The organism is Geodermatophilus sp. SYSU D00965 (assembly GCF_054050075.1).
The window spans coordinates 1-25,085 of the sequence record NZ_JBJGYQ010000016.1 but is presented as its reverse complement, the minus strand read 5'-3'; the positions used below and the strand labels follow the sequence as shown (position 1 = coordinate 25,085).

Sequence of the window (25,085 nt, the reverse complement as noted above, 5' to 3'; positions counted from 1 at the left end):
GATGGCGCTCGACATCACCGTCGACGTCGGTGCGGCGATCCCGCCGTACGAGCAGATCCGCAGCCAGATCGCCGCCTACGTGCACGCGGGCCTGCTCCCCGAGGGGGCCCGGCTGCCGGCCATGCGGGCGCTGGCCGCCGACCTCGGCGTGGCCACCGGGACCGTGGCGCGGGCCTACGCCGAGCTGGAGGCGGCCGGCCTGGTCGCCAGCCGCCGCCGCACGGGCACGGTGGTCACCGGCCGCGGTCCCGCCGCCCCGGCGGAGGAGCAGCTGCGCCGGACGGCCGGCGAGCTGGCCGTGCAGGCCCGGTCCCTGGGCGTGGACGGCGAGACGGTGCTGGCCATCGTGCGGGCGGCCCTGCTCCAGACGCGCTGAGCGGAGTGGATCCGGGCAGGTGACCCGCACAGATCCACTCCGCTCGAGACGGTCAGCCGGGGATGTAGTCGAAGGTGTCCGGGTCGGGGCCGGTGCGCTCGCCGCGGTCCAGACCGCTGATCGCCGCCATCTGCGACTGGTCGAGCTCGAAGTCGAAGATCGCGAAGTTCTCCTCGACCCGGCTGCGGGTGACCGACTTCGGGAAGACGACGTCCCCCCGCTGGACGTGCCAGCGCAGGGTCACCTGCGCCGGGGTCTTGCCCAGGCTCTCGGCGACCTCCTTGATCGCCGGGTCGTCGTTCACCTTGCCCTTGGCGATGGGCGCCCAGGCCTCGGTGACGATCTCGTGCTCGGCGCCGAAGGTGCGCGCCTCGTCGTTGGCCAGGTAAGGGTGCACCTCGATCTGGTTGACCGCCGGGCGGACCTCGCTGGCCCCGAAGAGGTTGCGCAGGTGGTGCGGCTGGAAGTTGGAGACGCCGATCGCGCGGACCCGGCCGCCGGCGTAGATCTCCTCCATCACCTTCCAGCGGGCGACGTAGTCGCTGACCGTCGGCAGCGGCCAGTGGATGAGGAAGAGGTCGAGCTGGTCGAAGCCGAGCTGGGCCAGGCTCTCGTCGAAGGACCGGAGGATGTCGTCGCGCGTCTGCCGGTTGTTGTTCAGCTTGCTGGTGACGAACACCTCCTCGCGCGGGATGCCGGAGGTGCGGACGGCATCGCCGACGCCCTTCTCGTTGCCGTACATCTGCGCGGTGTCGATGTGCCGGTAGCCGACCTCGAGCGCGGTGCGGGTCGCCTCGGCGGTCTGGTCCGGCGGGATCTGGAAGACGCCGAAGCCCAGCTGGGGGATCTCGACGCCGTTGTTCAGTCGGATGGTGGGCACGCTGGCCACAGGCACGGTTCCTCTCGGATCGGGGAGGGCGGCGCTCACGACGGGGCCGCCCGCGGGAGACGCCTACCCCTTGACGCCGTCGTCAACCCGTGCAGTGTGCGGGGGCACACCGGCCGACCGCGCCGGACGGCGCAGCAGCGGCCCGCCGGCGAGGGCGAGGAGGGCGGCGCCCGCCGCGGCCAGCGCCGGGACGGCGAAGGCGGTCTCCGCGCCCCACGCGTCGACCGCCGCGCCGGCCAGCGCCGAGCCGGCGGTCACCCCGAGGGTGAGCCCGGTCGTGGTCCAGGACAGCGCCTCGGTGAGCGCGGCGCGCGGCACCCGCGACTCGGCCAGCGACGTCCCCGACACCAGGACCGGGGCGATCGTCAGGCCGGCGAGGAACCCGACACCCACCAGGACCACGAGCGAGCCGACACCCCACATGAGCTGCGCGGCGAGGCCGAAGGCGACCGCGGTGGCCAGGAAGCGGGTGGCCAGCGTGCCGGGCAGCCGGAGGACGCCGTAGAGCAGGCCGGCCACCAGGCTGCCGCCCGCGTAGACGGCGAGCGCCAGGCCGGCCAGCGCCGGGACGCCCTCCGCGGCGGCGAAGCCCACCACGACGACGTCCACCGCGCCGAACACGCCCCCGACCGCGACGTAGGTCGCCGAGACCACCAGGACCGTGGCGTTGAGGGCGGCCCACCTGCGGGTGGGCGAGGCGGGGTCGGGCTCGTGCACGGCCGGCTCGGTGGCGCGCTGGCCGGCCAGCCAGAAGCCGCCGACCGAGCCCAGGACGATGCCGGTGAGGAAGCCGACCGGCGGGGCGACCAGCGTGGCGAGCAGGGTGACCAGCGGCGGGCCGACGACGAAGACGACCTCGTCGACCACGGCCTCCAGGGCGAAGGCGGTCTGCCGCCCGCGGGCGTCCTCGAGCGCCGCCGCCCAGCGGGCCCGCACGAGCGAGCCGATGTTGGGCCCGCTGGCGCCGCAGACCGCGGCCAGCAGGAACCACGACCAGCGGGGTGCCCCGGCGGTCACCGCGGCGACGAAGCCCACCCCGGAGAGCAGGTAGGCAGTCATCGCCCAGCGCAGCACGGCGCCCTGGCCGCGGCGGTCCATCGCGCGGGCCCACTGGGGGCTGGCGACGGAGAAGCTCAGTGCCAGGGTGCCCGAGACCGCGCCGGCCAGCCCGTAGCTGCCGGTCTTCCCAGCCACGAGGAGCACGGCACCGAGACCGAGCATGGGGATGGGCAACCGGGCGACCCAGCCGGCGAAGGAGAACGCCACCGAGCCGGGCACGGCGAACAGACGGGCGTACGGAGCGAACACGGTGCGGGGTGACACGGACTTCTCGCGCTTCCTGGCCACAGGCGAGTGCGGGGTGAGCCCGCCGGACTCTCGGGTGGCCCGCCGACCGTAGCAACGGCGACCGACGGGCCGCCGCCGGTTTCCGCGCGGACCGGTCCCGCGCCGGACGGCGGCGCGATGTCGGCTCCCGCCACTACATTCGGGGCGTGACCTCGACGACGCCGCTGCCCGACCCGGTGGTGCGCCGCCCGGACCCGGTCCCCGGTACCGGCGGGTTGGTGGACCGGCACGGCCGTGTCGCCACCGACCTGCGGGTCTCCCTCACCGACCGGTGCAACCTGCGCTGCACCTACTGCATGCCCCCCGAGGGGCTGGACTGGCTGCCCAAGGTCGAGGTGCTGACCGACGACGAGATCGTCCGCCTGGTCCGCATCGGCGTCGAGCAGCTGGGGATCCGCGAGGTCCGCTTCACCGGCGGCGAGCCGCTGCTGCGCCCGGGCCTGGTGGGCATCGTCCAGGCCACCACCCGGTTGAGCCCGCGTCCCGAGGTGAGCCTCACCACCAACGCGATCGGCCTCGCCCGCGTCGCCCCCGCGCTGGCGGAGGCCGGCCTGGACCGGATCAACGTCAGCCTCGACACCCTCGACCGCGACCGGTTCAAGCAGCTCGCGTACCGCGACCGACTCGACGACGTCCTCGCCGGCCTCGCCGCCGCGCAGGCCGCCGGGCTCACTCCCGTCAAGGTCAACGCCGTCCTGCTGCACGGCATCAACGAGGTCGACGCCGTCCCGCTGCTGGACTTCTGCCTGGAGCACGGCTACCAGCTGCGGTTCATCGAGCAGATGCCGCTCGACGCCCACCACGCCTGGACCCGCGGCCGGATGGTCACCGCGGAGGACATCCTCGAGCGGCTCTCCGCCGCGCACAGGCTCACCCCCGACACCGAGGAGCGGGGCTCGGCGCCGGCCGAGCGCTGGCTGGTCGACGGCGGACCGGCCACCGTCGGCGTCATCGCCTCGGTGACCCGCTCGTTCTGCGGCACCTGCGACCGCACCCGGCTGACCGCCGACGGGCAGGTCCGCAACTGCCTGTTCGCCCGCGAGGAGTCCGACCTGCGGACGCCGATGCGCGACGGCGCCTCGGACGAGGAGCTCGCCGACCGCTGGCGGATCGCCACCCTCGGCAAGCTGCCCGGGCACGGCATCGACGACCCCAGCTTCCTGCAGCCCTCCCGGCCCATGTCGGCCATCGGGGGCTGAGCACTCCATGGTCACGGTCCGGTACTTCGCCGGCGCCCGCGCGGCGGCCGGCGTCGACACCGAGGAACGCAGCGCCGGCACCCTGCAGGAGCTGGTCGGGCAGATCGTCGACACCCACGGCGAGAAGCTGGAGCGGGTGCTCACCGCCTGCTCGTTCCTCGTCGACGGAACGCAGACGCGGGACCGCTCGTTGGTCCTGCAGCCCGGGGCAGTCGTCGACGTGCTGCCCCCGTTCGCCGGAGGTTGATCCCCCACTCGTGCAGGCGCTGCCTCACCATCCCCCCTGCCCTGAACGCCTGCTGAGCCCGCCCGCGCGGACCCCCCGATGACCGAGTGGCTGCTCGTCGTCGTCGGCGTCCTGCTCGTCCTCGCCTGCGCCGGCTTCGTCGCCTTCGAGTTCGCCCTGGTCACCGTCGACCGGGCGACCGTGGAGCGGGCGGCCGAGGCGGGCTCCCGCCGGGCCGGCACGGCGCTGTCCGCGCTGCGGACACTCTCCACCCAGCTGTCCGGCGCCCAGCTGGGCATCACCGTCACCAACCTGGCCATCGGCTTCGTCGCCGAGCCCTCGATCGCCGCGCTGCTCGAGGGCCCGCTGGGCGACCTGGGCCTGTCCGGCGCCGCCGCGCGGTCGGTCTCGATCACCCTGGCGCTGGTCCTGGCGACCGTGCTCACCATGGTCTTCGGCGAGCTGGTGCCCAAGAACCTGGCCCTCGCCCAGCCGCTCCGGGTGGCCGAGGCCGTGTCCGGCTTCCAGCGCGGCTTCACGCGCGCCGCGTCGCCGGTCATCCGGGTGCTCAACGGCGCGGCCGACGGCATCCTGCGCCGGGTCTTCGGCGTCGAGCCGCAGGAGGAGCTGGCCTCCGCCCGGTCGCCGGAGGAGCTCACCTCGCTGGTCCGCCGCTCGCGCACCGTGGGCACGCTGCCGGCCGGGACGGCGACCCTGCTCGAGCGCGGGCTGGCCTTCGGTGAGCTGCGGGCCAGCGACGTCTCGACACCGCGCACCCGGATGACCACCGTGCCCGCGGGCGCCCCGGTCGCCGCCGTCCTCACCGCGGCACGGGAGTCCGGGCACTCGCGGTTCCCGGTCGTCTCCGGCTCCGGCGCGGACGACGTGCACGGGATGGTCCACGTGAAACACGCGCTCGCCGTGCCGCGGGACCAGCGGGCGACGGTGCCGGTCGAGCGGGTGATGGTGCCGCCGCTGTTCGTGCCCACCTCCCGCCCGCTCGACGACCTGCTGGTCGACCTGCGCCGGGGTGGGTTGCAGATGGCCGTCGTGATCGACGAGTACGGCGGCACCGACGGCGTCGTCACCGTCGAGGACCTGGTGGAGGAGCTGGTCGGCGCCGTCTCCGACGAGCACGACGCGGCGGTCACCGCCGAGGTCGTCGAGCGGGGCGACGGCGTGTGGTCGGTGTCCGGGCTGCTGCGCCCCGACGAGGTCAGCGCGCTCACCGGGCTGCCGGTCCCCACCGACCGGCACTACGAGACCATCGGCGGCCTCGTGCTGCACCGGCTCGGCCGCATCCCCGAGCAGGGCGACCGGGTCACCGCCGCGCGGCAGCTGCCGCCGGAGCTGGCGGCAGAGGCCGACGGGCACCCGGGTGGCGTCTGGGTCGAGGTCGAGCGCCTCGACGGCACCCGCGTCGACCGCGCGCTGGTCGGCGCGCTCGGCGCCGAGGAGGACCTCCGTGGGTGACTGGGTCGGGGTGCTCGTCGCCGTCGTCCTGCTGCTGGCCAACGCGTTCTTCGTCGGCGCCGAGTTCGCGCTGGTCTCCGCGCGGCGCTCGTCGATCGAGCCGCTGGCCGAGGCCGGCTCCCGCCGCGCCCGCACCACGCTGGCCGCCATGGAGCGGGTGTCGCTGATGATGGCCGGCGCGCAGCTGGGCATCACGGTGTGCTCGCTGGGCCTGGGCGCCATCGGCGAGCCGGCCGTCGCGCACCTGCTCGAGCCGGTGTTCGACGCGTTGCGCGTGCCCGAGGTGCTGGTGCACCCGATCGCCTTCGCGATCGCGCTGCTCGCCGTCGTCGCGCTGCACGTGGTGATCGGCGAGATGGTCCCCAAGAACCTCGCCCTGGCCGGCCCGGACCGCGCGGTGCTGGCCCTCGCGCCCGCCCTCGCCACGGTCGTGCGGGTGCTGGAGCCGGTGATCGGCGCGCTCAACGCGCTGGCCAACGCCGTGCTGCGGCTGCTGCGGGTCGAGCCCAAGGACGAGGTGACCAGCTCCTTCACACGCGACGAGGTGGCCGGGCTGCTCGACCAGTCGCGGGCCGGCGGGCTGCTGGACGAGCGCGAGCACGACCTGCTGACCGGCGCCCTGACCCTCGAGGACCGCGACACCCGCTCGGTCCTCATCCCCCGCGACCGGCTGACCACCGTGCGCTGGGAGGACGGCGCCCTCGCCGTCGAGCGCGCCGCCGCCCGCACCGGCTTCTCCCGGTTCCCCGTGGTGCGCGGCGGCGGGCTCGTCGGCTACGTCCACGTCAAGGACGTGCTGGTGGCCGACGGCGACGCCGACGTCCGGGTCGCCGCCATCACCCGCCCCCTGCCCCGCGTGCCGGCCACCGGGGACCTGCGCACCACGCTGCAGGCCATGCAGGCCGGCGGCGCGCACCTGGCCGCGGTCACCGAGGACGGCGTGGTGCTCGGCGTGGTCGCGCTGGAGGACATCCTCGAGGAGCTGGTCGGCGAGATCCGGGACGCCGTGCACCGCTGACCCGCCGGGAGCGCGCCGACGGTCGAGAATGGGTGCATGAGCATCTGGGACAGGGCCAGGGCGAAGGCCGAGGAGCTCCTCGGCCGGGCCGAGGAGGTCTACGGCGAGTCGCACGGGGACGCCGCCGCGCAGGTCGCCGGTGAGGCCCGGCGCCTGGAGGGCGAGGCCGAGGAGGAGGCGGCCGAGCGCGAGGAGGCCGCGCACCGGCGGCCCGGTCCCGGGACCGACCAGGACCACTGAGGGACGTCGCCGGGCGCGGCCCGGTGACCGGAAGGGGCCCGGGGGGATGGCGGAGCACGTGGTTGCCGGACCGGGGATCGCCGACATGGCGCCCTGGCGCGACTTCGGCGGCGTCGCCTGCGGCGCGCTGAGGTTCCTGCACGAGCAGCTCGGGTGGGACGTCTGCGTCGTCACGCGCGTCGTCGACGGGCGGCAGGTGGTGCTGCACGCCTTCCCGACGGACGTGCTGCCGCGGGGCGCGTCCCTGCCGTGGGAGGAGAGCTTCTGCCGGCTGATGGTCTCCGGCGAGGCGCCGCGGGTGGCCACCGTGACCGCCGCCGTCCCGGAGTACGCCTCGCGCTCGCTCGGACCGGTCCAGCGGGTGGCCGCCTACCTCGGTGTCCCGCTGGTCACGGCGGACGGCGAGCTGTTCGGCACCGTGTGCGCCATCGGCTTCCGGGCCAAACCGCGCAGCGCGGCCCGCGACCTGCCCCTGGTGGAGCTGGTCGCCCGGATGCTCAGCACGCTCATGGCCACCGGGATGGTCCCGGACCCGCCACCGCCGCCGGCACCCCCGGGCTCGGTGCTCCGCTGACCGCGGAACACCCGGCGGGCACCCGGTCAGCTCCCTCGTCGACGCCGTCCCCGACCGCCCGGAGGTCCCTTCCCCGGGCGGTCGGGCGGTGCCATCGTGGGGCGGCCGGGACCCACGTCTCGGTCCCGGCCGCCCCTCGCGGCTGCGACCAGGAGGCCCCGATGCCCAGGTCCGCGCTCCCCCGATCCCCGATGGTCACGCTGGGTGCCGTCCTCGCCCTCGTGGTCGGCACCGGCGGCCCGGCGGTCGCCGCCCCGGCGGAGGACGTCATCGTGCTGCCCGGGGCCAGTTCCGCCGAGGGGATCGCCCGCTGGGGCGCCACGTTCTACGCCGGCGACCTCTTCCGCGGCGACGTCTTCCGCGGCGACCTGGAGGAGGGGACCGCCGAGCTGTTCATCGACGTCCCGGACGAGGAGCAGCGGATGGCCGTCGGCATGACCGTCGACCGCCGGCACGGGCTGTTGTTCGTCGCCGGGGGCTTCACCGGCCAGGCGTACGTGTACGACGCCGGGAGCGGGGACACGGTCGCGACCCACCAGCTCACTCCCCCGTCCCCCGCGGACGCCGCCCCGCCCACCACCGCGATCAACGACGTGACCGTCACCGACGAGGGCGCCTGGTTCACCGACAGCCGCCGCGCCGCGCTGTTCTTCGTGCCGGTCGACCGCGACGGCGAACCGGGGGGGCCGAGCACGCTGGAGCTCAGCGGCCCGGCGGCCGACACCAGCGGGCAGTTCAACCTCAACGGCATCGTCGCCACCCGGGACGGCGACACCCTGGTCGTCGCGCACTCCGGCCGGGGACAGCTGCTCACCGTGGACCCGGAGACCGGCGGCAGCGCGGTGATCGAGGGGGTCGGCGTGCCGGGCGTGGACGGCATCGTGTCGAGGGGCCGGGACCTCTGGGCGGTGCAGAACAGCAACCAGGTGACCCAGGTCCGGCTCAGCCGCGACCTGACCTCCGGCACGGTCGAGGAGGTGATCACCGACGACGCCTTCCAGACCCCGTCCACGGCCGTCTGGTTCGACCACCGGCTCGCGGTCGTGAACGCCAAGTTCGACACCGGGATCCCGCCCACCGCGGACCGGTACGAGGTCGTGCTGGTCGACTCCTGAAGGCCCCGGGCACGCCCTAGGGGCAGGCGACCCACTCCTCCTCGCCGTCGGTGAAGACCTGCCGCTTCCAGATCGGCAGCCGCTTCTTCACCTCGTCGACGAGCTCGGCACACGCGGCGAACGCCTGGCCGCGGTGCGAGGCGCTGACCGCGCAGGCCAGCGCGACGTCGCCGATGCCGAGCATCCCGACGCGGTGCGACACCGCCACGGCGTGCACCTCGGGCCGGGCGGCGAACTCCTCGGCCAGCTCGACGATGACCTCCTGCGCCGTGGGGTGGCCGACGTACTCCAGCTCGGTCACCGAGCGGCCGCCGTCGTGGTCGCGCACCACACCGGCGAAGGACACGACCGCGCCGGCGGCCTTGTCGGCCACGGCGTCCTCGTGCTCGGCGACCGACAGCGGCGTGTCCACGACCCGGGCGATCACGGCGCCGACGGTACCCCGGAGGGGTCGCTCCCCGGCGGGACGTCGAGGTCGGTGGGGTCGGCCAGGCCGGTGCAGTCCACCTCGGTGACCTCGTGGGCGGCCAGGTAGCGGCGGGCGCCCTCGTCGCCGGTCGCCGTCTCCCCGACGCCGGCCCAGTGTTCCCGTCCGAGCAGCACCGGGTGCCCGCGGACGCCGTCGTAGGTGGCGACGGCGAGCGCGTCGGGCGCGGCGTGCTGCGCCATCCGGGACAGCGCGGCCGGGGTCATGCCCGGCATGTCGACCAGCAGCACGAGGGCCGCGTCGACGCGTCCCGGCCAGCCGCGCAGCCCCTCCAGGCCGGTGCGGAGGGACGAGGCCATGCCGGTCTCCCAGTCTCGGTTGGCCAGCACCGTCGCGCCGTCGAGGTCGGCGGTCCGCCAGACGTCGACCGCGCGGGCGCCGAGGACGACGAGCACCGGGTCGCACACCTCCCGTGCCGTCCGGACCGCCCGCTCCACCAGCAGGCTGCCCTCGTACTCGGCCAGCGCCTTGGGCATCCCGTAGCGGCGGCCGCCGCCGGCGGCGAGGACGAGACCCGCGACTGCGCTCATGGGGCCAGCCTCTCAGCGGGCGTAGACGGCGACCTCGGAGGCCTTCACCGCCGCCCACACCTGCGACCCCGGCGCCAGGCCCAGCTCCGCGAAGGCGGTCGCGGTGACGTCGGCGACCAGCGGCACCTCGCCGTCGAGCTCGCAGCGCACCGTGGCCCCGTGCGGGGTCGCCGACACCAGCCGCAGGCACCAGACGTTGCGCGGGCTGCCGTGCGGGGCGCTGAGGTACAGCGCGACCGACTCGGGCCGGACGGCGACGAACACCGGCCCCGCCGCCTCCTCGGCCACCGCCACCGTGCCGCCGCCGTCCAGCCGCACCGACGTGCCCGCGCCGGTGCCCGGCAGCAGCGCCAGCCCGACCAGCCGGGCCACGTAGTCGGTGCGCGGGTGCCGGCTGACGTCGGCCGGCGTCCCGGCCTGGACCACCCGCCCCTCCTCGACGACGACCACCCGGTCGGCCAGTGCCATGGCGTCGACCGGGTCGTGGGTGACCAGGACGGTGCTGCCGCCGAAGCCGGCCAGGTGCCGGCGCAGCTCGGCGCGGACGGTGAGCCGGGTGCGGGCGTCCAGCGCCGACAGCGGCTCGTCGAGCAGCAGGACGGCGGGGTCGCCGACCAGCGCCCGGGCGAGCGCGGCCCGCTGCGCCTGACCGCCCGACAGCTGCCCGGGACGGCGGTCGCCGAGGCCCTCGAGGCCCACCCGCGCCAGCCACTCCCCCGCCGCCGCACGCGCCGCGGCCTTGCGGACGCCCCGGGTGCGCAGGCCGAAGGCGACGTTGTCGGTGACCGTCAGGTGCGGGAAGAGCAGGTGGTCCTGGAACACCATGCCGAGGCGGCGCTCGTGCGCGGGCACGTGCACGCCGGCGGGGACGTCGTCCCACACGTCGCGGCCGTCGACGGCCACCCGGCCCCCGTCGGGACGGAGCAGGCCGGCGAGCACCCGCAGCAGCGTGGACTTGCCCGCCCCGTTCGGCCCGAGGACGGCGAGCACCTCCCCGTCGGCGACCTCCAGGTCGACGCCGACGGTGAGCGCGCCGCGGGCCACGGTGATCGAGGCCGCCAGGCTCACGCGGCGGCCCCGGCGCGGGACAGCCAGCGGTCACGCAGGAGCAGCAGCGTGGCCAGCGAGACCACCAGCAGCACGAGCGAGAGGACGATCGCCGCCTCCGGGTCCCGCTGCAGCGCCAGGTACACGGCCAGCGGCATGGTCTGCGTCGTCCCCGGGAAGTTGCCGGCGAAGGTGATCGTGGCGCCGAACTCGCCCAGGGCGCGGGCCCAGCACAGCACCGCGCCGGCCGCGATGCCCGGCGCCACCAGCGGGAGGGTGACCCGGCGGAACGTCGTCCAGCGGTCGGCGCCGAGGGTGGCCGCGGCGTCCTCGAAGCGCGCGTCGGCCGCGCGCAGCGCCCCCTCGACGCTGATGACGAGGAACGGCATCGCCACGAACGTCTCCGCGATGACCACCGCGGTCGTCGTGAACGGGATGGTGACGTCGAAGGCCGAGTCCAGCCACCGGCCGACGATCCCCTGCCGGCCCAGGACGAGGAACAGCGCGACGCCGCCGACCACCGGCGGCAGCACCAGCGGCACGGTGACCAGGGCGCGCAGCACCGACCGCCCCCGGGCGCGGGAGCGGGCCAGCACCCAGGCCAGCGGCACCCCGAGCACCAGCGAGACCGCGGTGGCCAGCGTCGCCGAGACCAGCGAGAGCCGCAGCGCCTCGCCGACGGCCGGCGAGGTCAGCTGCGGCCACAGCTCGCCCCACGGCGCCCGGACGACCAGGCCGACCAGGGGCAGGACGAGGAAGACGACCGCCATCAGCGCCGGGACCAGCAGCGGCAGCGGGACCCCGGCCTCCCGGCGGCTCACGGGGTCCGGAAGCCGGCGTCGGCGAGCGCCTGCTGCCCCTCCCCGGACTGCACCAGGTCGACGAAGGCGGCCGCGGCCGCGGGGTTGGGGGCGTCGGCCAGCGTCACGATCGGGTAGTCGTTGACCGCGTCCTCGGCCTCCGGGAAGTCCAGCCCCTCGACGGCGTCGCCGGCCGCGGTGACGTCGGTGGTGTAGACCAGCGCGGCGTCGACCTCGCCCAGCTCCACCTTGGTCAGCGCCGCCCGCACGTCCTCCTCCAGGGTGTCGGGCACGGCGGTGACCCCCGCGGCGGCGAGGACGTCCTCGGCGGCGGCCCCGCACGGCACCTCCGGTGCGCAGATCGCGAGGGTGAGGTCCTCCCGCCCGAAGTCGGCCAGCCCGGTCACGCCGGCGGGGTTGCCCGCGGGGACGGCGATCTGCAGGACGTTCGACGTGAACACCGTCGGGTCGGCGGCCTGCAGCCCGGCATCGGTCACCACCTGCATCTGGGTCTCGTCGGCCGAGGCGAAGACGTCGGCCGGGGCTCCCTGGGTGAGCTGCGTGGCGAGCGCGGAGCTGCCCGCGAAGTTGAACTGGACGTCGAGGTCCGGGGCGTCCTGCTCGAGCCGGTCGCCCAGCTCGGTGAAGACGTCGGTGAGCGAGGCGGCCGCGAAGACGGTGAGCGTCCCGCTGAGCCCGTCGTCCGTGGCCGGAACGGGCGCCGCCACGCCGTCGTCCGACCCGCCGCACGCCGAGAGCACCAGCGTGGCCGCGAGCGTCAGCACCACTGGGACGCGCGTGTTCATCGGACCTCCACGTTCCCGGACAGGCGTGTCCGCGTCTGCGGGACCGTAGCGCACTGCGATCCGCAGACGCGCGCGATCTGGCCGGGACTCGTCCGCGACTGCCGGATCAGGGGACGTCGACGCTGACCTGGGTGGCCTTGACCGTCGCCACCGCCCGGACGCCGACGTCGAGGCCCAGCTCGTCGGCCGCCTCGCGGGACATCAGCGAGACCACCCGGAACGGCCCCGCCTGGATCTCCACCTGGGCCATGACCGTGTCCCGCAGGACGCGCGTGACGATGCCGGTGAGCCGGTTGCGGGCCGAGGAGTGCCGCGTGGTGCCGGGTTCGGGCGCCTCGTGCAGCCGGGTGGCGACCCGGGCCAGCTCGGCGCCGTCGACCTGGGCCGGGCCACCGCCGTCGCGGCGGGCGGGCAGGCGGCCGCTGTCGATCCAGCGGCGCACGGTGTCGTCGCTCACGCCGAGCAGCGCGGCTGCCTCGGCGATGCGGTAGGAGGCGGCCACGGGCCGAGCCTAGCCGCGGCTGCGGTCCTCTCCCGTCAACAGAGGCGCAGGCGCGGATCTGTGGACCGCCCGGCGTCGTCCACAGGCGCGACCGGCCTCCGGGGCGGCGGCGGGGGAGCATGCCCGGCATGGGGACGACGACTGCGGACGAGACCTGGCTGCGCGACCTGCTCCTCGCCGGCCACTGGCTCGACGACCCGCGCGACGCCGACGAGACGGCCGCCGTGCTGGCCGCGCGAGACCCCGCCGTCGACGCCGCCGGCCGGGCGACCCGGGCGTTGCTCTCCGCCCTCGCCGAGGCCTGGGAGCGGGGGTGGCAGCCGGCCGACGTGGTGCACGCGGTGCGCCGCCAGGCGGCCGGCCGAGCGGCGCGGCTGACCGTCGCGTTGCTCGCCGAGGACGCCCGGCGGACCGACGCCGCCGCGCGGGCGCCCGAGCCGTGGGTGTCCCAGCTGCGCGAGCTGGGCGCCCTCGACCCGGGCGACGGGGACGTCGTCGCCGCCTGGCACCGGGCCGAGAGCCGCCCCGCCGCCGAGGCCTGGCGCGGTGTGCTGCACGTGGCCGGCGTCCTGCGCACGCTCCCCCGGATCGACCGGCTGGTGCCGCCGCCCTCCCGATGGGGCACGGAGACCCGCCGCGCGGAGCCCGCCCCGGCCGCCGCCGACGCACGGCTGCTGCGGCGCATCCGAAGCCTGCTGGCCAAGGCGGAGTCGACGGAGTTCCCGGAGGAGGCCGAGGCGCTCACCGCCAAGGCGCAGGAGCTGATGGCCCGGCACGCGGTCGACGCCGCGCTCCTGGACTCGGGCCGCCCCGGCCCGGCCCGGGCGGTGGTCGGCACCCGGCGGGTGCACGTCGACGACCCGTACGTGCGGGCCAAGGTGCAGCTGCTCGGGGCGGTCGCGGACGCCAACGACGTGCGGCTGGTCTGGTACCGGAGCCTGGCCATCGCCAACCTGGTCGGCATCCCCTCCGACCTCGACGCGGTCGAGCTGCTGTTCACCTCCCTGCTGCTGCAGGCGGGCCCGGCCCTCGCGGCGGCCGAGCGGTCCGCGGCGCGGGGATCGGCGTCCCGCTCCTTCCGGCGGGCGTTCCTGCTGGGTTACGCGGGCCGCATCGGCGAACGGCTGCGGACCAGCCGCGAGCGGGCCACGTCCAGCGCGGCGGCGGAGCACGGCGTGGACCTGCTGCCGGTCCTGCGCTCGCGGCAGGAGGCGGTGGACGAGGCCTTCACCGAGCTGTTCCCCCGGGTGCGCACCAGCCGCAGCCGGGCGTCGATGGACCCTGCGGGCTGGTACGCCGGCCGGGCCGCCGCGGACTCCGCCGACGTCGGGTCCCGCCGCTCGTGGTTGCGGTGACCGCACCGGCTGCCCCGCAGGGACGCGGTGCGCGACACAGCACACCGGCGTTCCGTTTGCCGACCTCGGCCCCCGGGCAGCGGGAGCCGGTGCCCCGCAGCAACGAGGACCACCCCGCCGGGGCGTCCCCCTCCGTCCGCACCCGCCGCATCCGCGCGGTGGCTCGCGACCTCCTCGGCATCGAGGAGTTCCGGCCCGGCCAGGAGGAGGCGATGAAGGCGGTGGTCGAGGGGCGCGACACCCTCGCGGTGCTGCCCTCGGGCGCCGGCAAGTCCGCGGTCTACCAGGTCGCCGGCCAGCTCGCGGACGGCCCGGTGCTGGTCGTCTCCCCGCTCATCGCCCTGCAGCGCGACCAGGTCGGCCGGCTCGAGGAGCTCGACGGCCTCGACGGGCAGGCCGCGCAGCTGAACTCGGCCCTGTCGGCCGGTGACCAGCGGGCCGCCCTGGAGGGCCTGGCGGACGGAACGGTCCGCTACCTGTTCCTCGCCCCCGAGCAGTTGGCCAAGCCCGAGGTGGTGGAGGCGATCGCCGAGGCGCACCCGGCGCTGTTCGTGGTGGACGAGGCGCACTGCGTCTCCGCCTGGGGGCACGACTTCCGCCCCGACTACCTGCGGCTGGGCGCGGTCGTCGAGCAGCTCGGGCACCCCACCGTGCTGGCGCTCACCGCGACCGCGGCGCCGCCGGTGCGCGCGGAGATCCTCGAGCGGCTGGCGATGCGCGACCCGCGGACCGTCGTCGCCGGCTTCGACCGTCCGGAGATCCGGCTGGAGGTCGAGCAGCACGCCGACGCCCACGGCAAGCAGCAGGCGGTCCTCGACCGCGTGCTCGCCGAGGTCGGCGACGGGCGGACGCCGGGCATCGTCTACAGCGCCACCCGCAAGGGCACCGAGGAGATCGCCACCGAGCTCACCGAGCGCGGGCTGCGGGCGGCGCCCTACCACGCGGGGTTGCGCAAGGCCGACCGCGAGGAGACCCAGCGGGCGTTCATGGACGACGAGCTCGACGTCGTCGTCGCCACGACCGCCTTCGGCATGGGCATCGACAAGCCCGACACCCGCTTCGTCGTCCACGCCGAGCCGGCCGACTCCGTCGACAGCTACTACCAGGAGATCGGCCGCGCCGGCCGCGACGGGCAGCCGGCGCTGGCGGTGCTGGTGTACCGGCAGGAGGACCTCGGCGTCCGCAAGTTCTTCGCCGCCGGCATCCCGGCCGAGGAGGAGCTGCAGCAGGTGGCCGGCCTGGTCGCCGCCGCCGAGGTCGCCGGCATCGAGGACGGCGTCGACGTCAAGCAGCTGCGCGAGGAGACCGGCCGGGGCGCCACCCCGCTGGCCCGCGACCTGAACCTGCTCGAGCAGGTGTCGGCGGTGGTGCTCGACGACGAGGGCGCCGCCCACCCGGCCGAGGGCGCGCCGAGCCCCGGGGAGGCCGCCTCGGCCGCGCACGAGCTGGCCGAGCACCACGAGCGGGTCGACCAGAGCCGGGTCGAGATGATGCGCGGCTACGCCGAGACCACCGAGTGCCGGCGGCAGTTCCTGCTCGGCTACTTCGGCGAGCAGCTGGAGAAGCCGTGCGGCAACTGCGACAACTGCTCTGCCGGGCTGTCCCAGGAGCAGCCGTCCGCCGACGACGACACCCCGTTCCCGGCGCAGACGCCCGTCGAGCACGCCGAGTGGGGTCCGGGCGTGGTCATGCGGGTGGAGGACGACCGGGTCGTCGTCCTCTTCGAGGAGGTCGGCTACAAGACCCTCGCCCTGGCCGCGGTCACCGAGCACGACCTGCTGCGCCGCCGCGACTGAAGGAGACCCTCCCCCGCCTCGCGAGCCCAGGGCGGGCCCGGGACGGGGCCGGAGGCGCACGGTCGGGTGACCTGGGCCGTTCGCCATGCGGACCAAGGTCACCGGCTCGATGATCAACACAACGACGGATCGGGCGGTCGCCGCCCGGCGGGAGGAGTACACGGGTGAAGGTCCTCGGCATCAACGCGATCTACCACGACCCCGCAGCGGCGCTCGTCGTCGACGGCCGCATCGTGGCCGCCGCGGAGGAGGAGCGCTTCAGCCGTCGCAAGCACGGCAAGCGTCCCCTGCCGTGGAGCGCCTGGGAGCTGCCGGAGCTGTCGGCGGCGTGGTGCCTCGCCGAGGCCGGCATCCACCCCGAGGAGCTCGACGCGGTCGCCTACTCCTTCGACCCCGCCCTGATGGGGACGCCGGAGGAGTCCGGGCTGAACGACCCCGGCGACGTCATGCGGAAGATGTACGCGGAGAAGGCACCGGAGTTCCTCGCCCACGCGCTGCCCGGCCTCGACCCGGCCAAGGTCCGCTTCGTCAAGCACCACGTGGCGCACGCGGCCTCCGCCGGGCTGGCCGCCCCCACGCCGTCCAACGCGGTGCTCGTGCTCGACGGCCGCGGTGAGGCGCACAGCCACCTGGCCGGCCGCTACGTCGACGGGCAGCTGGAGGTCCTGGCCGGCCAGGCGCTGCCGCACTCCCTCGGCCTGATGTACGAGGAGCTCACCGACCACCTGGGCTTCCTGCGCAGCAGCGACGAGTTCAAGGTCATGGCGATGGCCTCGTACGGCAAGCCGCGGTTCCTCGGCGAGCTCACCGAGCTCATCCGGGCCACCGACGACGGCGGCTTCCGCACCGAGCGGATCGACTTCTCCGAGTTCGCGCCCCGGCTGGGCAAGGGCGACGACTGGACCCCGGACCACGCCGACCTCGCCGCCTCCGTCCAGCAGCGGCTGGAGGAGGTCATGCTCGACCTGGCCCGGTGGCTGTACGAGCAGACCGGCGAGCGCACGCTGACCCTCGCCGGCGGCACGGCGCTGAACTGCGTCGCCAACACCCGCATCTACGCCGAGACCCCGTTCGAGGACGTGTGGGTGCAGCCGGCCGCCGGTGACGCCGGCACCGCCCTGGGCAGCGCCCTGCACGTGGCCCGCGTGCTCGGCGAGCAGACCGAGCCGATGCCCGGCGCCGACCTGGGCCGCGGCTGGTCCGACGACGAGATCGAGCAGTGGCTGCGGACGGCCGCGATCGACTACGAGCGGCCGCACGACGTCGCCGACGCCGTCGCCGCCGTCTTGGCCGACAACGGGATCGTCGCCTGGTTCCAGGGCCGCAGCGAGTACGGCCCGCGCGCGCTGGGCCACCGGTCACTGCTGGCCCACCCCGGGTACGAGGCCAACCTCGAGCGGATGAACAACGTCAAGGGCCGCGAGCAGTTCCGCCCGGTCGCGCCCATGGTCCTGGCCGAGCGGGCGCCGCAGATCTTCAGCCGGGGCCCGATCCCGTCGCGCTACATGCTCTTCGTGCACGACGTCGCCCCCGAGTGGCGGGACCGCATCCCCACGGTCACCCACGTCGACGGGACGGCGCGCATCCAGACCGTGGACCGGGCCGAGGAGCCGCTGGTCGCCCGCATGCTCGAGTGCTTCGAGCGGCGCACCGGGCTGCCGGTCGTGGTCAACACGAGCTTGAACACCGCCGGCCGGCCGATGGTCGACGACCCGCGCGACGCCCTGGAGTGCTTCGGCTCGGCCCCGGTCGACCTGCTGGCGATCGGCCCGTTCGTCGTCCGGCGCCCCAAGCCGACGCCGCGCTGAACCGGTCGGCGGGGCGGAGCCGAACACCCGGGTGACGGGACCGGACCGGCAGGTCACGGTCGGGTGACGATCGTCCCCTCGACGGGGATGACCGTTAGCGATCGCGACCTGCGGGTATTTCCGGCTCCGGGCCGTCCAGAACAGGGCGGGCCGCGCACACCTGGGAGGACCACCATGTCCGCAACCGGCGACGCCGGCACCGGCCGGGGGGCCATGACCTGGCCCCAGGCCCTGGCGCTGGCCTTCGGGGCGATCTACCTGATCGTCGGCATCATCGGCTTCTTCGTCACCGGCTTCGAGGGCTTCTTCGCCCACGACACCGGCAAGACCCTGCTCGGCTTCGAGATCAACGGCATGCACAACGTCGTGCACATCGTGATCGGCATCGCCGGGCTGCTCCTGGCGCGCACCCTCGCCGGGGCCCGCACCTACGGCTGGCTGCTCGCCGTCGGCTACGGCGCGGCGTTCGTCTACGGCCTGATCGCCATCGGGGAGGCCTGGGACTTCCTGAGCATCAACGCCGCCGACAACGTGCTGCACCTCCTGACCGCGCTGGTCGGTCTGGTCATCGCGCTGGGCCCGGTCCGCAGCGCCGTGGGCGGCCGGTCCACCCGCGTCTGAGGACGGGACACCGCGCCACGCACCCGGAGGCCGGGTCCCGAGCAGGGGCCCGGCCTCCGGCCTGTCCGGGGCACCACCCAAGGTCCCTGCGGGCACGGTGACCAGGGGCACTCGACAGTGCGGTCACGCGGTCGCCTACTGGCGTGCGCACCGCCGCAGGCTCCGGCTCCCGGAGGCACCGCCGTGGACGACGACCCCGTGCTGCGGGCCCTGGGCGAGGACCTCGCCCGCGAGGACCCCGACCTGGCCGCCCTGCTGTCCGCCGGTCCCCAGCCGGCCGCCCCGCAGCGCGACCGCCGGCGGGTGCTGGTCTGGCTGGCGCTCACCGGCGTCCTGACCGCCGCGCTCTCGCCGGTGCTCCTGGGGCCGATGGCGTTCGGCCTCCTGGGCATCGCCGTCCTGGCCACGCCGCTGCTGGTGTGCCACTGGCTGCTGGCGCCGTCCCCACCGGAGGACGACCCGCCACCCCCGTGACCCGCGTCGGGGGCTCTACGTTGCGGTCATGGACTTCTCCCTGTCCGCCCGAGCCGAGGACGTCTGCGGCCGGATGTGGGACTTCATGCGCGAGCAGGTCTTCCCCGCCGAGCCCGTCTACGCGGCGTGGCGGGCCGCCCGCGGGCACGACGACCACGCGCACCCGCCGGTGCTCGACGAGCTGAAGGTCGAGGCGCGCAAGCGGGGGCTGTGGAACCTGTTCTCCCCCGAGCTCGGCGGGCTGACCAACCTGGAGTACGCCTCCGTCGCCGAGATCACCGGCTGGAGCCCGACGATCGCCCCCGAGGTGACCAACTGCGGGGCGCCGGACACCGGCAACATGGAGACGCTGATGCTGTTCGGCACGCCCGAGCAGAAGGAGCGCTGGCTGCAGCCCCTGCTCGACGGCGAGATCCGCTCCGGCTTCGCGATGACCGAGCCGGACGTCGCGTCGTCCGACGCCCGCAACATCACGACCTCGATCGTCCGGGACGGCGACGAGTACGTCGTCAACGGCCGGAAGTGGTGGACCACCGGTGCCGCCGACGAGCGGTGCCAGGTCTTCATCGTGATGGGGAAGACCGATCCGCAGGGCCCGGCGCACCGCCAGCAGTCGATGGTCCTGGTCCCGCGGGAGACCCCGGGGCTGGAGATCGTGCGGCACCTGCCGGTCTTCGGGTACCAGGACCAGCACGGCCACTCCGAGCTGGTCCTCACCGACGTCCGCGTCCCGGTGGGCAACCTGCTCGCCGGCGAGGGTGACGGGTTCGCGATCGCCCAGGCACGGCTCGGCCCCGGGCGCATCCACCACTGCATGCGCGCCCTCGGCATGGCCGAGCGGGCCCTGGCGCTGATGGTCGACCGGGCGCAGGGCCGGGTGGCCTTCGGGCGGGCGCTGGCCGAGCAGGGCACCGTCCGCGAGCTCGTCGCGCTCTCCCGGCTGGAGATCGACCAGGCCCGGTTGCTGGTGCTCAAGACCGCCGACCTCATCGACCGGTACGGGGCCAAGGGTGCCCGCACCGAGATCGCCGGCATCAAGGTCGTGGCCCCGCGGGTGGCCTGCGAGGTCATCGACCGGGCCATCCAGGTGCACGGCGGTGCCGGCGTCAGCGACGACACGGTGCTCGCCCGTTTCTACGCCGCCGCCCGCACGCTGCGCATCGCCGACGGGCCGGACGCCGTCCACCTGCGCTCGGTCGCCCGCGAGGAGCTGGCCCGCGACCGCCCGTTCGTGGGCTGACGGGACATCCCGGGCTCAGCGGGGTGCGGGGAGCGAGGAGTCCTCGCTGCCCGCACTCCGCTGACCGGGGGTTGTCGGTGCCCCGTGCCACGGTGCGGGGATGACCGGTCCCGTCCTCGTCCTCGGCGCCACCGGGACCACCGGGCGCCGCGTGGTCCAGGCCCTCCGCGCGGCCGGGCACGCCGTGCGACCGGCGTCCCGCAGCAGCGCCACGCGCTTCGACTGGTCGTCGCCGGAGACCTGGCAACCGGCGCTGGACGGCGTCGCGGCGGTGTACCTGATGGCGCCCGACGGCGTCCCCGTCGACCCGCGGTTCGTGACGCTGGCCGCGGAGAGCGGCGTGCGCCGGATCGTGCTGCTGTCCAGCGGCGCGGTCGAGGAGATGGGCGACGGCCGGCTGCTGGACGCCGAGCGGGCGGTGCGCGCCTCGGGGGCGGAGTGGACGGTGCTGCGGCCGAACTGGTTCGACCAGGACTTCGACGAGGGCTTCTTCCGCGACGCGGTGCTCGCCGGCGAGCTGGCGCTGCCCCTCGGCGACCTGCGCCAGGCGTTCGTCGACGCCGGGGACGTCGCCGCGGTCGCGGCGGTCGCGCTGACCACCGACGGTCACGGCGGCCGGACCTACGAGCTGCACGGCCCGCGGGCGCTCTCCTTCGCCGAGGCGCTGGCGGTCATCGAAGGAGCGGGTGGTCCCCCGGCGCGCTTCGCCGGCGACCCCGCCGCGTACCGCCGCGCCCAGCTGGACCTCGGCCGTGACCCCGCCGAGGTCGAGGCGGAGTTGGCCGCCTTCGCAGGCCTGCGCGCCCGCGGGGACGACGCGCCGGACGACGCCGTCCGCCGGGTCACCGGCCGCCCGCCCACGCCGTTCGAGGAGTACGCGCGGTCGGCGGCCGCCGGCGGCGCCTGGCGCGGTCGGTGACGCGCGGGCGGGCGGCCGCTGCCCTCAGGGCGCCAGCGTCGAGCCGAACCCGCCGCCGGCGAGCTTCGCCATGAGCTGCGTGCGGTCCAGCCCCACGGCGGCGAGCGCCTCGCCGTCCCGGTCGGTGTCGATCTCGTCGGGCAGCTGCGCCTCGACCTCGTCCGCCGTCTCGTTGTCGCCCTCGGTGCGCAGCACCCGGAGCAGCTCCTGCTTGTCCAGCTTCACGCCTGACCTCCGCTCGGTCGCCGACAGACGCGGTCCAGCGTGGTCCCGGTCACGTCGGCGTGCAACGGCGTCAGCGACGCTGCGCCCGGCGGTACAGGAACGCGGCCACGCCCGCGAGGACGACGCCGAGGAACAGCTGCGCGACGCCGACGCCGGCCTGGTCGCTGGCGAACCAGGTCGGTGAGGACACCAGCAGGACGGCGGCCACGCCCGCCACCAGCAGGGCCACCTGTCGCTCGCGGCGGGCCGCCGGTCGGGGAGAGCTCATGGAGCCGACCCTAGGCCCTTGTCATGCAAGCAGATGCTTGCGTATTGTTCCGCCGTGGGCGACGTGTTCAAGGCCCTCGCGGACCCGACCCGGCGCACGATCCTCGACGAGCTCCAGGAGCGGGACGGTCAGACGCTGTTCGAGCTGTGCGCCCGGCTGGTCACCAAGCACGGGCTCACCTCGTCCCGCCAGGCCGTCTCCCAGCACCTGGACGTCCTCGAGGACGCCGGCCTGGTGCGGACCCGCCGCGAGGGCCGGTACAAGTTCCACTCCCTGGACACCGGGCCCCTCCGGACCATCACCGAACGGTGGCGGATCGACCCCTGAGGAGAACTCGTGCGCATCAACCTCGCCAGCGTCCTCGTCGACGACCAGGAGAAGGCCCTGCGCTTCTACACGGAGGTGCTGGGCTTCGTGAAGAAGACGGAGGTGCCCCTGGGCGAGCACCGCTGGCTGACCGTCGTCTCCCCGGAGGCCCCGGACGGCGTCGAGCTCGTGCTCGAGCCCGACGGGCACCCGGCCGTCGGGCCGTTCAAGGCCGCGCTGGTCGCCGACGGCATCCCGTTCACCTCGTTCGCGGTGGACGACGTCCCGGCGGAGTACGAGCGGCTGAAGGGGCTGGGCGTCACCTTCACCCAGGAGCCGCTGACCATGGGGCCGGTGACCACCGCCGTCCTCGACGACACCTGCGGCAACCTGATCCAGCTCGCGAGCACCTGAAGGACCCCGTCCTCCCCACCCTTCGCGAGCTCAGGACGGGACCGGGACGGGGCCACGGCGAGCCCCTGGACGGGGTCCTGCTTCAGCCGGCCCGGTTGGGCGGCTCCCCCGCGTCCCGGGCGGCCTGCGCCTGCGCGGGGTCGTAGGCGCAGGCGTCCCTGACGTCGGTCACGGCCTGGGCGTCGCCCTCCGGGGTGCCGGCCGGCGGCGGCGTCTGCTCGGCCGGGGTCGGCGCGGCGGTGCCGTCGGCGCCGTCCGTGGAGTCGTCCGGAGCCGGGGCCGGCGCGAGGGCGTCCTGCACGATCTGCCGGATGAGGTCGTAGTCGGGGTAGGCCGGGGTGATCACGCTGTCGTCGAAGACGACGCTGCGCACCTCGGCGTCCTTGACCAGGAAGCCGAGGTCGACGAAGTCGTCCAGCGCCGACCGCGGGATGTCGGTGCTCACGATGTCCTGGGTCGTCGCCGCCAGCTCCTGGTAGCGCTGCAGCAGGGTGACCGGGTCGGCGGCGTCGATGATCGCGTCGATGGTGCAGCGCTGGCGGGCCATCCGGTCGTAGTCGGTGAGCCCGTAGCGACCGCGGGCGAACTGGAGGGCCGTCCAGCCGTCCATGTGCTGGTTCGGCCCCGGCTCGATGTAGTCGTCCGGCAGCTCCTCGCCGGTGATCCCGTTGATCGGCACGTAGTAGTTGACGTTGACGGTGATCCCGCCGAGCGCGTCGACCAGCCGGCTGAACCCGTCGAGGTTGACCAGCACGAAGTAGTCGATGTGCAGGCCGAGCGCCTCGCCGACGCCGAGCTTGAGGAAGTCCGCGCCCGGGTCGTCGGTGGGGCCGAGGATGTCGGGGTGCGTGGCCGGCCCGGTGCGGTAGACGGCGTTGAGCAGGCTGTCGGCCTCGTTGGCGCCCTCGAAGCCGTCGGGGTAGACCTCGGCCAGCGGGCTGTCCTCGGGGAAGGGCAGGTCCTCGAGGTTGCGCGGGAGGCTGAACAGCGTCGTGTCACCGGTGTCGGTGTCGATGCTGGCCACGATCACGGTGTCGGTGCGCACGCCCTCGCGGCCGACGCCGCCGTCCCCGCCGAGCAGCAGCACGTTGACCCGCTCCTGGTCGCCGAACGGGTCGGGGGTGTCGTCGACCGTCGCCGACCGCCGGTCGTCGGCGAAGACGTCGTCGAGCAGCCCGCGCTGGGCGGTGGCCACCTCGGCGGCCCGGAACGACGGGTACCCGATCCCGGCCAGCAGCGCCAGGACGACCACCGCCCCGAGCGTCTTCCGGACGCCGGACGTGCGCTCCGGCAGCAGCGCCCGGTAGCCGGCGACGACGACGACCATCCACAGCAGCGCCACGGCGACGACCCCGGCCAGCAGCCAGCCCAGCGACGCGGAGTCCAGCGCGATCTGCACCGCGGTGCGCCGTCCGGCGGTGGCCAGCCAGACCGCGCCGCCGACCAGGAGGGCGAAGAGCACCAGCGTGACGACGCCGAGCTTGCGGCGTCCGGCGGCGAGGAACGCCGTCCCCGGCAGGATCGCGCCGAGGACGGTCAGGCCCAGCGCCGACCAGAAGGAGCGCCCACGGGTCTCGCGGGTGTAGACCGGTCCGTGCGGCGGTGGGAGCGGCCGTGCCGGCCCGATGGGCTGGGTCGCGTCCTCGTGCTCGCTCACGGGCACGCCTGTGCAGGACGGATCCGGGTCATTCGACCATGGTCCCACTCAGAACCACTCCGTACCGGCTGTTCTGCGCGTCCCACCTGCGGTGCACCCGATCGGAGAGGCCCGATGCGTGACGCCGGTCCCGCCAGGGAACCCGGCAGGGAGCCGACCGACGCTCACGGACCGACCGGAGGTCTCCCATGACCCGCACGTCCCCCCACGCGGCGGTGCTCCACGAGCTCGAGCCGGTGGTCGCCCAGAACCTCGACCGCCACCTGACCGTCGCCAAGGAGTGGCACCCGCACGACTACGTCCCGTGGTCGCGGGGGCGGGACTTCGCCTTCCTCGGCGGCGAGGACTGGTCGCCGGAGCAGTCCCGGCTCGACGAGCCCGCGAAGGCCGCGATGTTCGTCAACCTGCTCACCGAGGACAACCTGCCCAGCTACCACCGCGAGATCGCCACCCGCTTCGGCCGGGACGGCGCCTGGGGTCAGTGGGTCGGCCGGTGGACGGCGGAGGAGAACCGGCACGGGGTCGCGCTCCGCGACTACCTCGTCGTCACCCGCGGCGTGGACCCGGTCGCCCTGGAGCGGGCCCGGATGGAGTACATGACGCTCGGGTACGACTCCGGGGACAAGACGCCGCTGGAGGCGGTCGCCTACGTCTCCTTCCAGGAACTGGCCACCCGCGTCTCGCACCGCAACACCGGGCGGGCCACCGGCGACCCGGTCGCCGACCGGCTGCTCGCCCGCATCGCGACCGACGAGAACCTGCACATGGTCTTCTACCGGAACCTCATGGCCGCGGCGTTCGACATCGACCCCGACCTCGCCATGCAGGCGGTGACCAAGGAGGTCGTCGGCTTCGAGATGCCCGGGGCCACGATGGCCGGCTTCCGCAGGAACTCGACGCTCATCGCCAAGGCGGGGATCTACGACCTGCGGCTGCACCACGACGAGGTGGTCAGCCCGGTGCTGCGCGCCTGGCGGGTCTTCGACCGCACCGACCTCGGCCCGGCCGGCGAGAAGGCCCGGGAGGAGCTCGCGGGGTTCCTGGCCGGCCTCGACGCGCAGGCCACCCGCTTCGTCGAGAGCCGCGAACGCGCCCGCGCCCGCGAGGCCGCCCGCCAGGACTGAGCGGAGTGCCAGGGCGCGGCAACGCGTCCGCGAGCGACGAGCGGGGCCCGGAGGGTCCCCGAGGAGCGAAGGACCGCCGGGGCTCAGCGCCGCTGCAGGGGGTACCTGGCCGCGGTGTCGCCCGAGCGACGAGCGGGGCCCGGAGGGTCCCCGAGGAGCGAAGGACCGCCGGGGCTCAGCGCCGCTGCAGGGGGTACCTGGCCGCGGTGTCGCCCGAGCGACGAGCGGGGCCCGGAGGGTCCCCGAGGA

29 protein-coding genes are annotated in these 25,085 nt (G+C 75.0%); 18 read left to right on the top strand and 11 right to left on the bottom strand.

The genetic code is table 11. From position 1 onward, the window contains the following. Position 1 precedes the first annotated feature (1 nt). Positions 2-376: a GntR family transcriptional regulator gene (locus ACI789_RS15905; RefSeq protein WP_457010344.1), complete on the top strand. Its 375-nt coding sequence runs from the start codon at positions 2-4 to the stop codon at positions 374-376. 52 nt (positions 377-428) lie between these two features. Here the strand turns inward: ACI789_RS15905 and ACI789_RS15900 are convergent, their stop codons facing one another. Then, positions 429-1,265 (bottom strand): aldo/keto reductase, encoded by an 837-nt coding sequence (locus tag ACI789_RS15900; protein WP_457010343.1) that lies wholly within the window; start codon positions 1,263-1,265, stop codon positions 429-431. Between the two features lie 63 nt (positions 1,266-1,328). Next, complete coding sequence (locus ACI789_RS15895) at positions 1,329-2,588, bottom strand: MFS transporter (RefSeq protein ID WP_457010342.1); 1,260 nt, start codon at positions 2,586-2,588, stop codon at positions 1,329-1,331. 170 nt (positions 2,589-2,758) lie between these two features. Between ACI789_RS15895 and moaA the strand changes: the two genes are divergently transcribed. From moaA to ACI789_RS15860, 7 genes are all read left to right on the top strand, one after another. Beyond that, positions 2,759-3,811 carry a GTP 3',8-cyclase MoaA gene (gene moaA, locus ACI789_RS15890; RefSeq protein ID WP_457010341.1) on the top strand — a complete coding sequence of 351 codons (1,053 nt, stop codon included), beginning with the start codon at positions 2,759-2,761 and terminating at the stop codon, positions 3,809-3,811. Positions 3,812-3,818: 7 nt separating this feature from the next. Next, the gene (locus tag ACI789_RS15885) at positions 3,819-4,058 is read left to right on the top strand and encodes a MoaD/ThiS family protein (protein WP_456920685.1); all 240 of its coding nucleotides are present in this window, start codon (positions 3,819-3,821) and stop codon (positions 4,056-4,058) included. 78 nt (positions 4,059-4,136) lie between these two features. Then, entirely contained in the window at positions 4,137-5,510 is a 1,374-nt protein-coding gene (locus ACI789_RS15880; protein ID WP_457010340.1) for a hemolysin family protein, read from the top strand. Next, positions 5,503-6,528 (top strand): hemolysin family protein, encoded by a 1,026-nt coding sequence (locus ACI789_RS15875; RefSeq protein WP_457010339.1) that lies wholly within the window; start codon positions 5,503-5,505, stop codon positions 6,526-6,528. Before ACI789_RS15880 ends, ACI789_RS15875 begins: the two co-directional genes overlap by 8 nt. 36 nt (positions 6,529-6,564) lie before the next feature. Next, on the top strand, positions 6,565-6,768 hold the full coding sequence (locus ACI789_RS15870; RefSeq protein WP_457010338.1) for a hypothetical protein: 204 nt from the start codon (positions 6,565-6,567) through the stop codon (positions 6,766-6,768). Between the two features lie 85 nt (positions 6,769-6,853). Then, complete coding sequence (locus ACI789_RS15865; protein WP_457010337.1) at positions 6,854-7,342, top strand: GAF domain-containing protein; 489 nt, start codon at positions 6,854-6,856, stop codon at positions 7,340-7,342. 161 nt (positions 7,343-7,503) lie between these two features. Beyond that, positions 7,504-8,457 carry a hypothetical protein gene (locus ACI789_RS15860; protein ID WP_457010336.1) on the top strand — a complete coding sequence of 318 codons (954 nt, stop codon included), beginning with the start codon at positions 7,504-7,506 and terminating at the stop codon, positions 8,455-8,457. A 16-nt stretch (positions 8,458-8,473) separates the two neighbouring features. Here the strand turns inward: ACI789_RS15860 and ACI789_RS15855 are convergent, their stop codons facing one another. The 6 genes from ACI789_RS15855 to ACI789_RS15830 form a co-directional block, all read right to left on the bottom strand. Then, complete coding sequence (locus ACI789_RS15855) at positions 8,474-8,884, bottom strand: molybdenum cofactor biosynthesis protein MoaE (RefSeq protein ID WP_457010335.1); 411 nt, start codon at positions 8,882-8,884, stop codon at positions 8,474-8,476. Next, positions 8,881-9,474 (bottom strand): nucleotidyltransferase family protein, encoded by a 594-nt coding sequence (locus tag ACI789_RS15850; RefSeq protein ID WP_457010334.1) that lies wholly within the window; start codon positions 9,472-9,474, stop codon positions 8,881-8,883. Before ACI789_RS15850 ends, ACI789_RS15855 begins: the two co-directional genes overlap by 4 nt. 12 nt (positions 9,475-9,486) lie before the next feature. Beyond that, positions 9,487-10,542 carry an ABC transporter ATP-binding protein gene (locus tag ACI789_RS15845; protein ID WP_457010333.1) on the bottom strand — a complete coding sequence of 352 codons (1,056 nt, stop codon included), beginning with the start codon at positions 10,540-10,542 and terminating at the stop codon, positions 9,487-9,489. After that, entirely contained in the window at positions 10,539-11,342 is an 804-nt protein-coding gene (locus tag ACI789_RS15840) for an ABC transporter permease (RefSeq protein ID WP_457010332.1), read from the bottom strand. Before ACI789_RS15840 ends, ACI789_RS15845 begins: the two co-directional genes overlap by 4 nt. Then, complete coding sequence (modA, locus tag ACI789_RS15835; protein WP_457010331.1) at positions 11,339-12,127, bottom strand: molybdate ABC transporter substrate-binding protein; 789 nt, start codon at positions 12,125-12,127, stop codon at positions 11,339-11,341. The genes ACI789_RS15840 and modA overlap by 4 nt, the downstream gene beginning before the upstream one ends. A gap of 106 nt (positions 12,128-12,233) precedes the next feature. After that, positions 12,234-12,629, bottom strand: coding sequence for a TOBE domain-containing protein (locus ACI789_RS15830; RefSeq protein ID WP_457010330.1), 396 nt, complete (start codon positions 12,627-12,629; stop codon positions 12,234-12,236). Between the two features lie 128 nt (positions 12,630-12,757). On the opposite strand from ACI789_RS15830, the gene ACI789_RS15825 reads away from it, so the two are divergent. The 7 genes from ACI789_RS15825 to ACI789_RS15795 all read left to right on the top strand — a co-directional run bounded on the left by ACI789_RS15825 (position 12,758) and on the right by ACI789_RS15795 (position 20,842). Then, positions 12,758-13,984 carry a DUF2786 domain-containing protein gene (locus ACI789_RS15825; protein ID WP_457010329.1) on the top strand — a complete coding sequence of 409 codons (1,227 nt, stop codon included), beginning with the start codon at positions 12,758-12,760 and terminating at the stop codon, positions 13,982-13,984. Positions 13,985-14,073: 89 nt separating this feature from the next. After that, the gene (locus tag ACI789_RS15820; protein WP_457010328.1) at positions 14,074-15,780 is read left to right on the top strand and encodes a RecQ family ATP-dependent DNA helicase; all 1,707 of its coding nucleotides are present in this window, start codon (positions 14,074-14,076) and stop codon (positions 15,778-15,780) included. A gap of 164 nt (positions 15,781-15,944) precedes the next feature. After that, positions 15,945-17,588 carry a carbamoyltransferase family protein gene (locus ACI789_RS15815; protein WP_457010327.1) on the top strand — a complete coding sequence of 548 codons (1,644 nt, stop codon included), beginning with the start codon at positions 15,945-15,947 and terminating at the stop codon, positions 17,586-17,588. Positions 17,589-17,762: 174 nt separating this feature from the next. Then, on the top strand, positions 17,763-18,209 hold the full coding sequence (locus ACI789_RS15810; protein WP_457010326.1) for a DUF4383 domain-containing protein: 447 nt from the start codon (positions 17,763-17,765) through the stop codon (positions 18,207-18,209). Positions 18,210-18,392: 183 nt separating this feature from the next. Further along, complete coding sequence (locus tag ACI789_RS15805) at positions 18,393-18,683, top strand: DUF3040 domain-containing protein (protein WP_457010325.1); 291 nt, start codon at positions 18,393-18,395, stop codon at positions 18,681-18,683. Positions 18,684-18,711: 28 nt separating this feature from the next. Further along, positions 18,712-19,923, top strand: coding sequence for an acyl-CoA dehydrogenase family protein (locus ACI789_RS15800; protein WP_457010324.1), 1,212 nt, complete (start codon positions 18,712-18,714; stop codon positions 19,921-19,923). Positions 19,924-20,023: 100 nt separating this feature from the next. Next, entirely contained in the window at positions 20,024-20,842 is an 819-nt protein-coding gene (locus ACI789_RS15795; protein ID WP_457010323.1) for an SDR family oxidoreductase, read from the top strand. 24 nt (positions 20,843-20,866) lie between these two features. Here ACI789_RS15795 and ACI789_RS15790 read toward each other — a convergent pair whose 3' ends face one another. Next, on the bottom strand, positions 20,867-21,067 hold the full coding sequence (locus ACI789_RS15790) for a hypothetical protein (RefSeq protein WP_456920706.1): 201 nt from the start codon (positions 21,065-21,067) through the stop codon (positions 20,867-20,869). Between the two features lie 70 nt (positions 21,068-21,137). Continuing rightward, positions 21,138-21,335, bottom strand: coding sequence for a hypothetical protein (locus ACI789_RS15785; RefSeq protein ID WP_457010322.1), 198 nt, complete (start codon positions 21,333-21,335; stop codon positions 21,138-21,140). A gap of 54 nt (positions 21,336-21,389) precedes the next feature. Here ACI789_RS15785 and ACI789_RS15780 point away from each other — a divergent pair, with 54 nt between their 5' ends. Next, a complete protein-coding gene (locus ACI789_RS15780) occupies positions 21,390-21,662 on the top strand; it encodes an ArsR/SmtB family transcription factor (protein ID WP_457010321.1) in 273 nt (90 codons plus the stop codon). Between the two features lie 9 nt (positions 21,663-21,671). Continuing rightward, positions 21,672-22,055 carry a VOC family protein gene (locus ACI789_RS15775; RefSeq protein WP_457010320.1) on the top strand — a complete coding sequence of 128 codons (384 nt, stop codon included), beginning with the start codon at positions 21,672-21,674 and terminating at the stop codon, positions 22,053-22,055. Positions 22,056-22,137: 82 nt separating this feature from the next. Here the strand turns inward: ACI789_RS15775 and ACI789_RS15770 are convergent, their stop codons facing one another. After that, positions 22,138-23,712, bottom strand: a complete 1,575-nt coding sequence (locus tag ACI789_RS15770; protein WP_457010319.1) for an LCP family glycopolymer transferase — start codon at positions 23,710-23,712, stop codon at positions 22,138-22,140. Positions 23,713-23,900: 188 nt separating this feature from the next. Between ACI789_RS15770 and ACI789_RS15765 the strand changes: the two genes are divergently transcribed. Further along, a complete protein-coding gene (locus ACI789_RS15765) occupies positions 23,901-24,836 on the top strand; it encodes an acyl-ACP desaturase (RefSeq protein ID WP_457010318.1) in 936 nt (311 codons plus the stop codon). Positions 24,837-25,085: the final 249 nt, after the last annotated feature.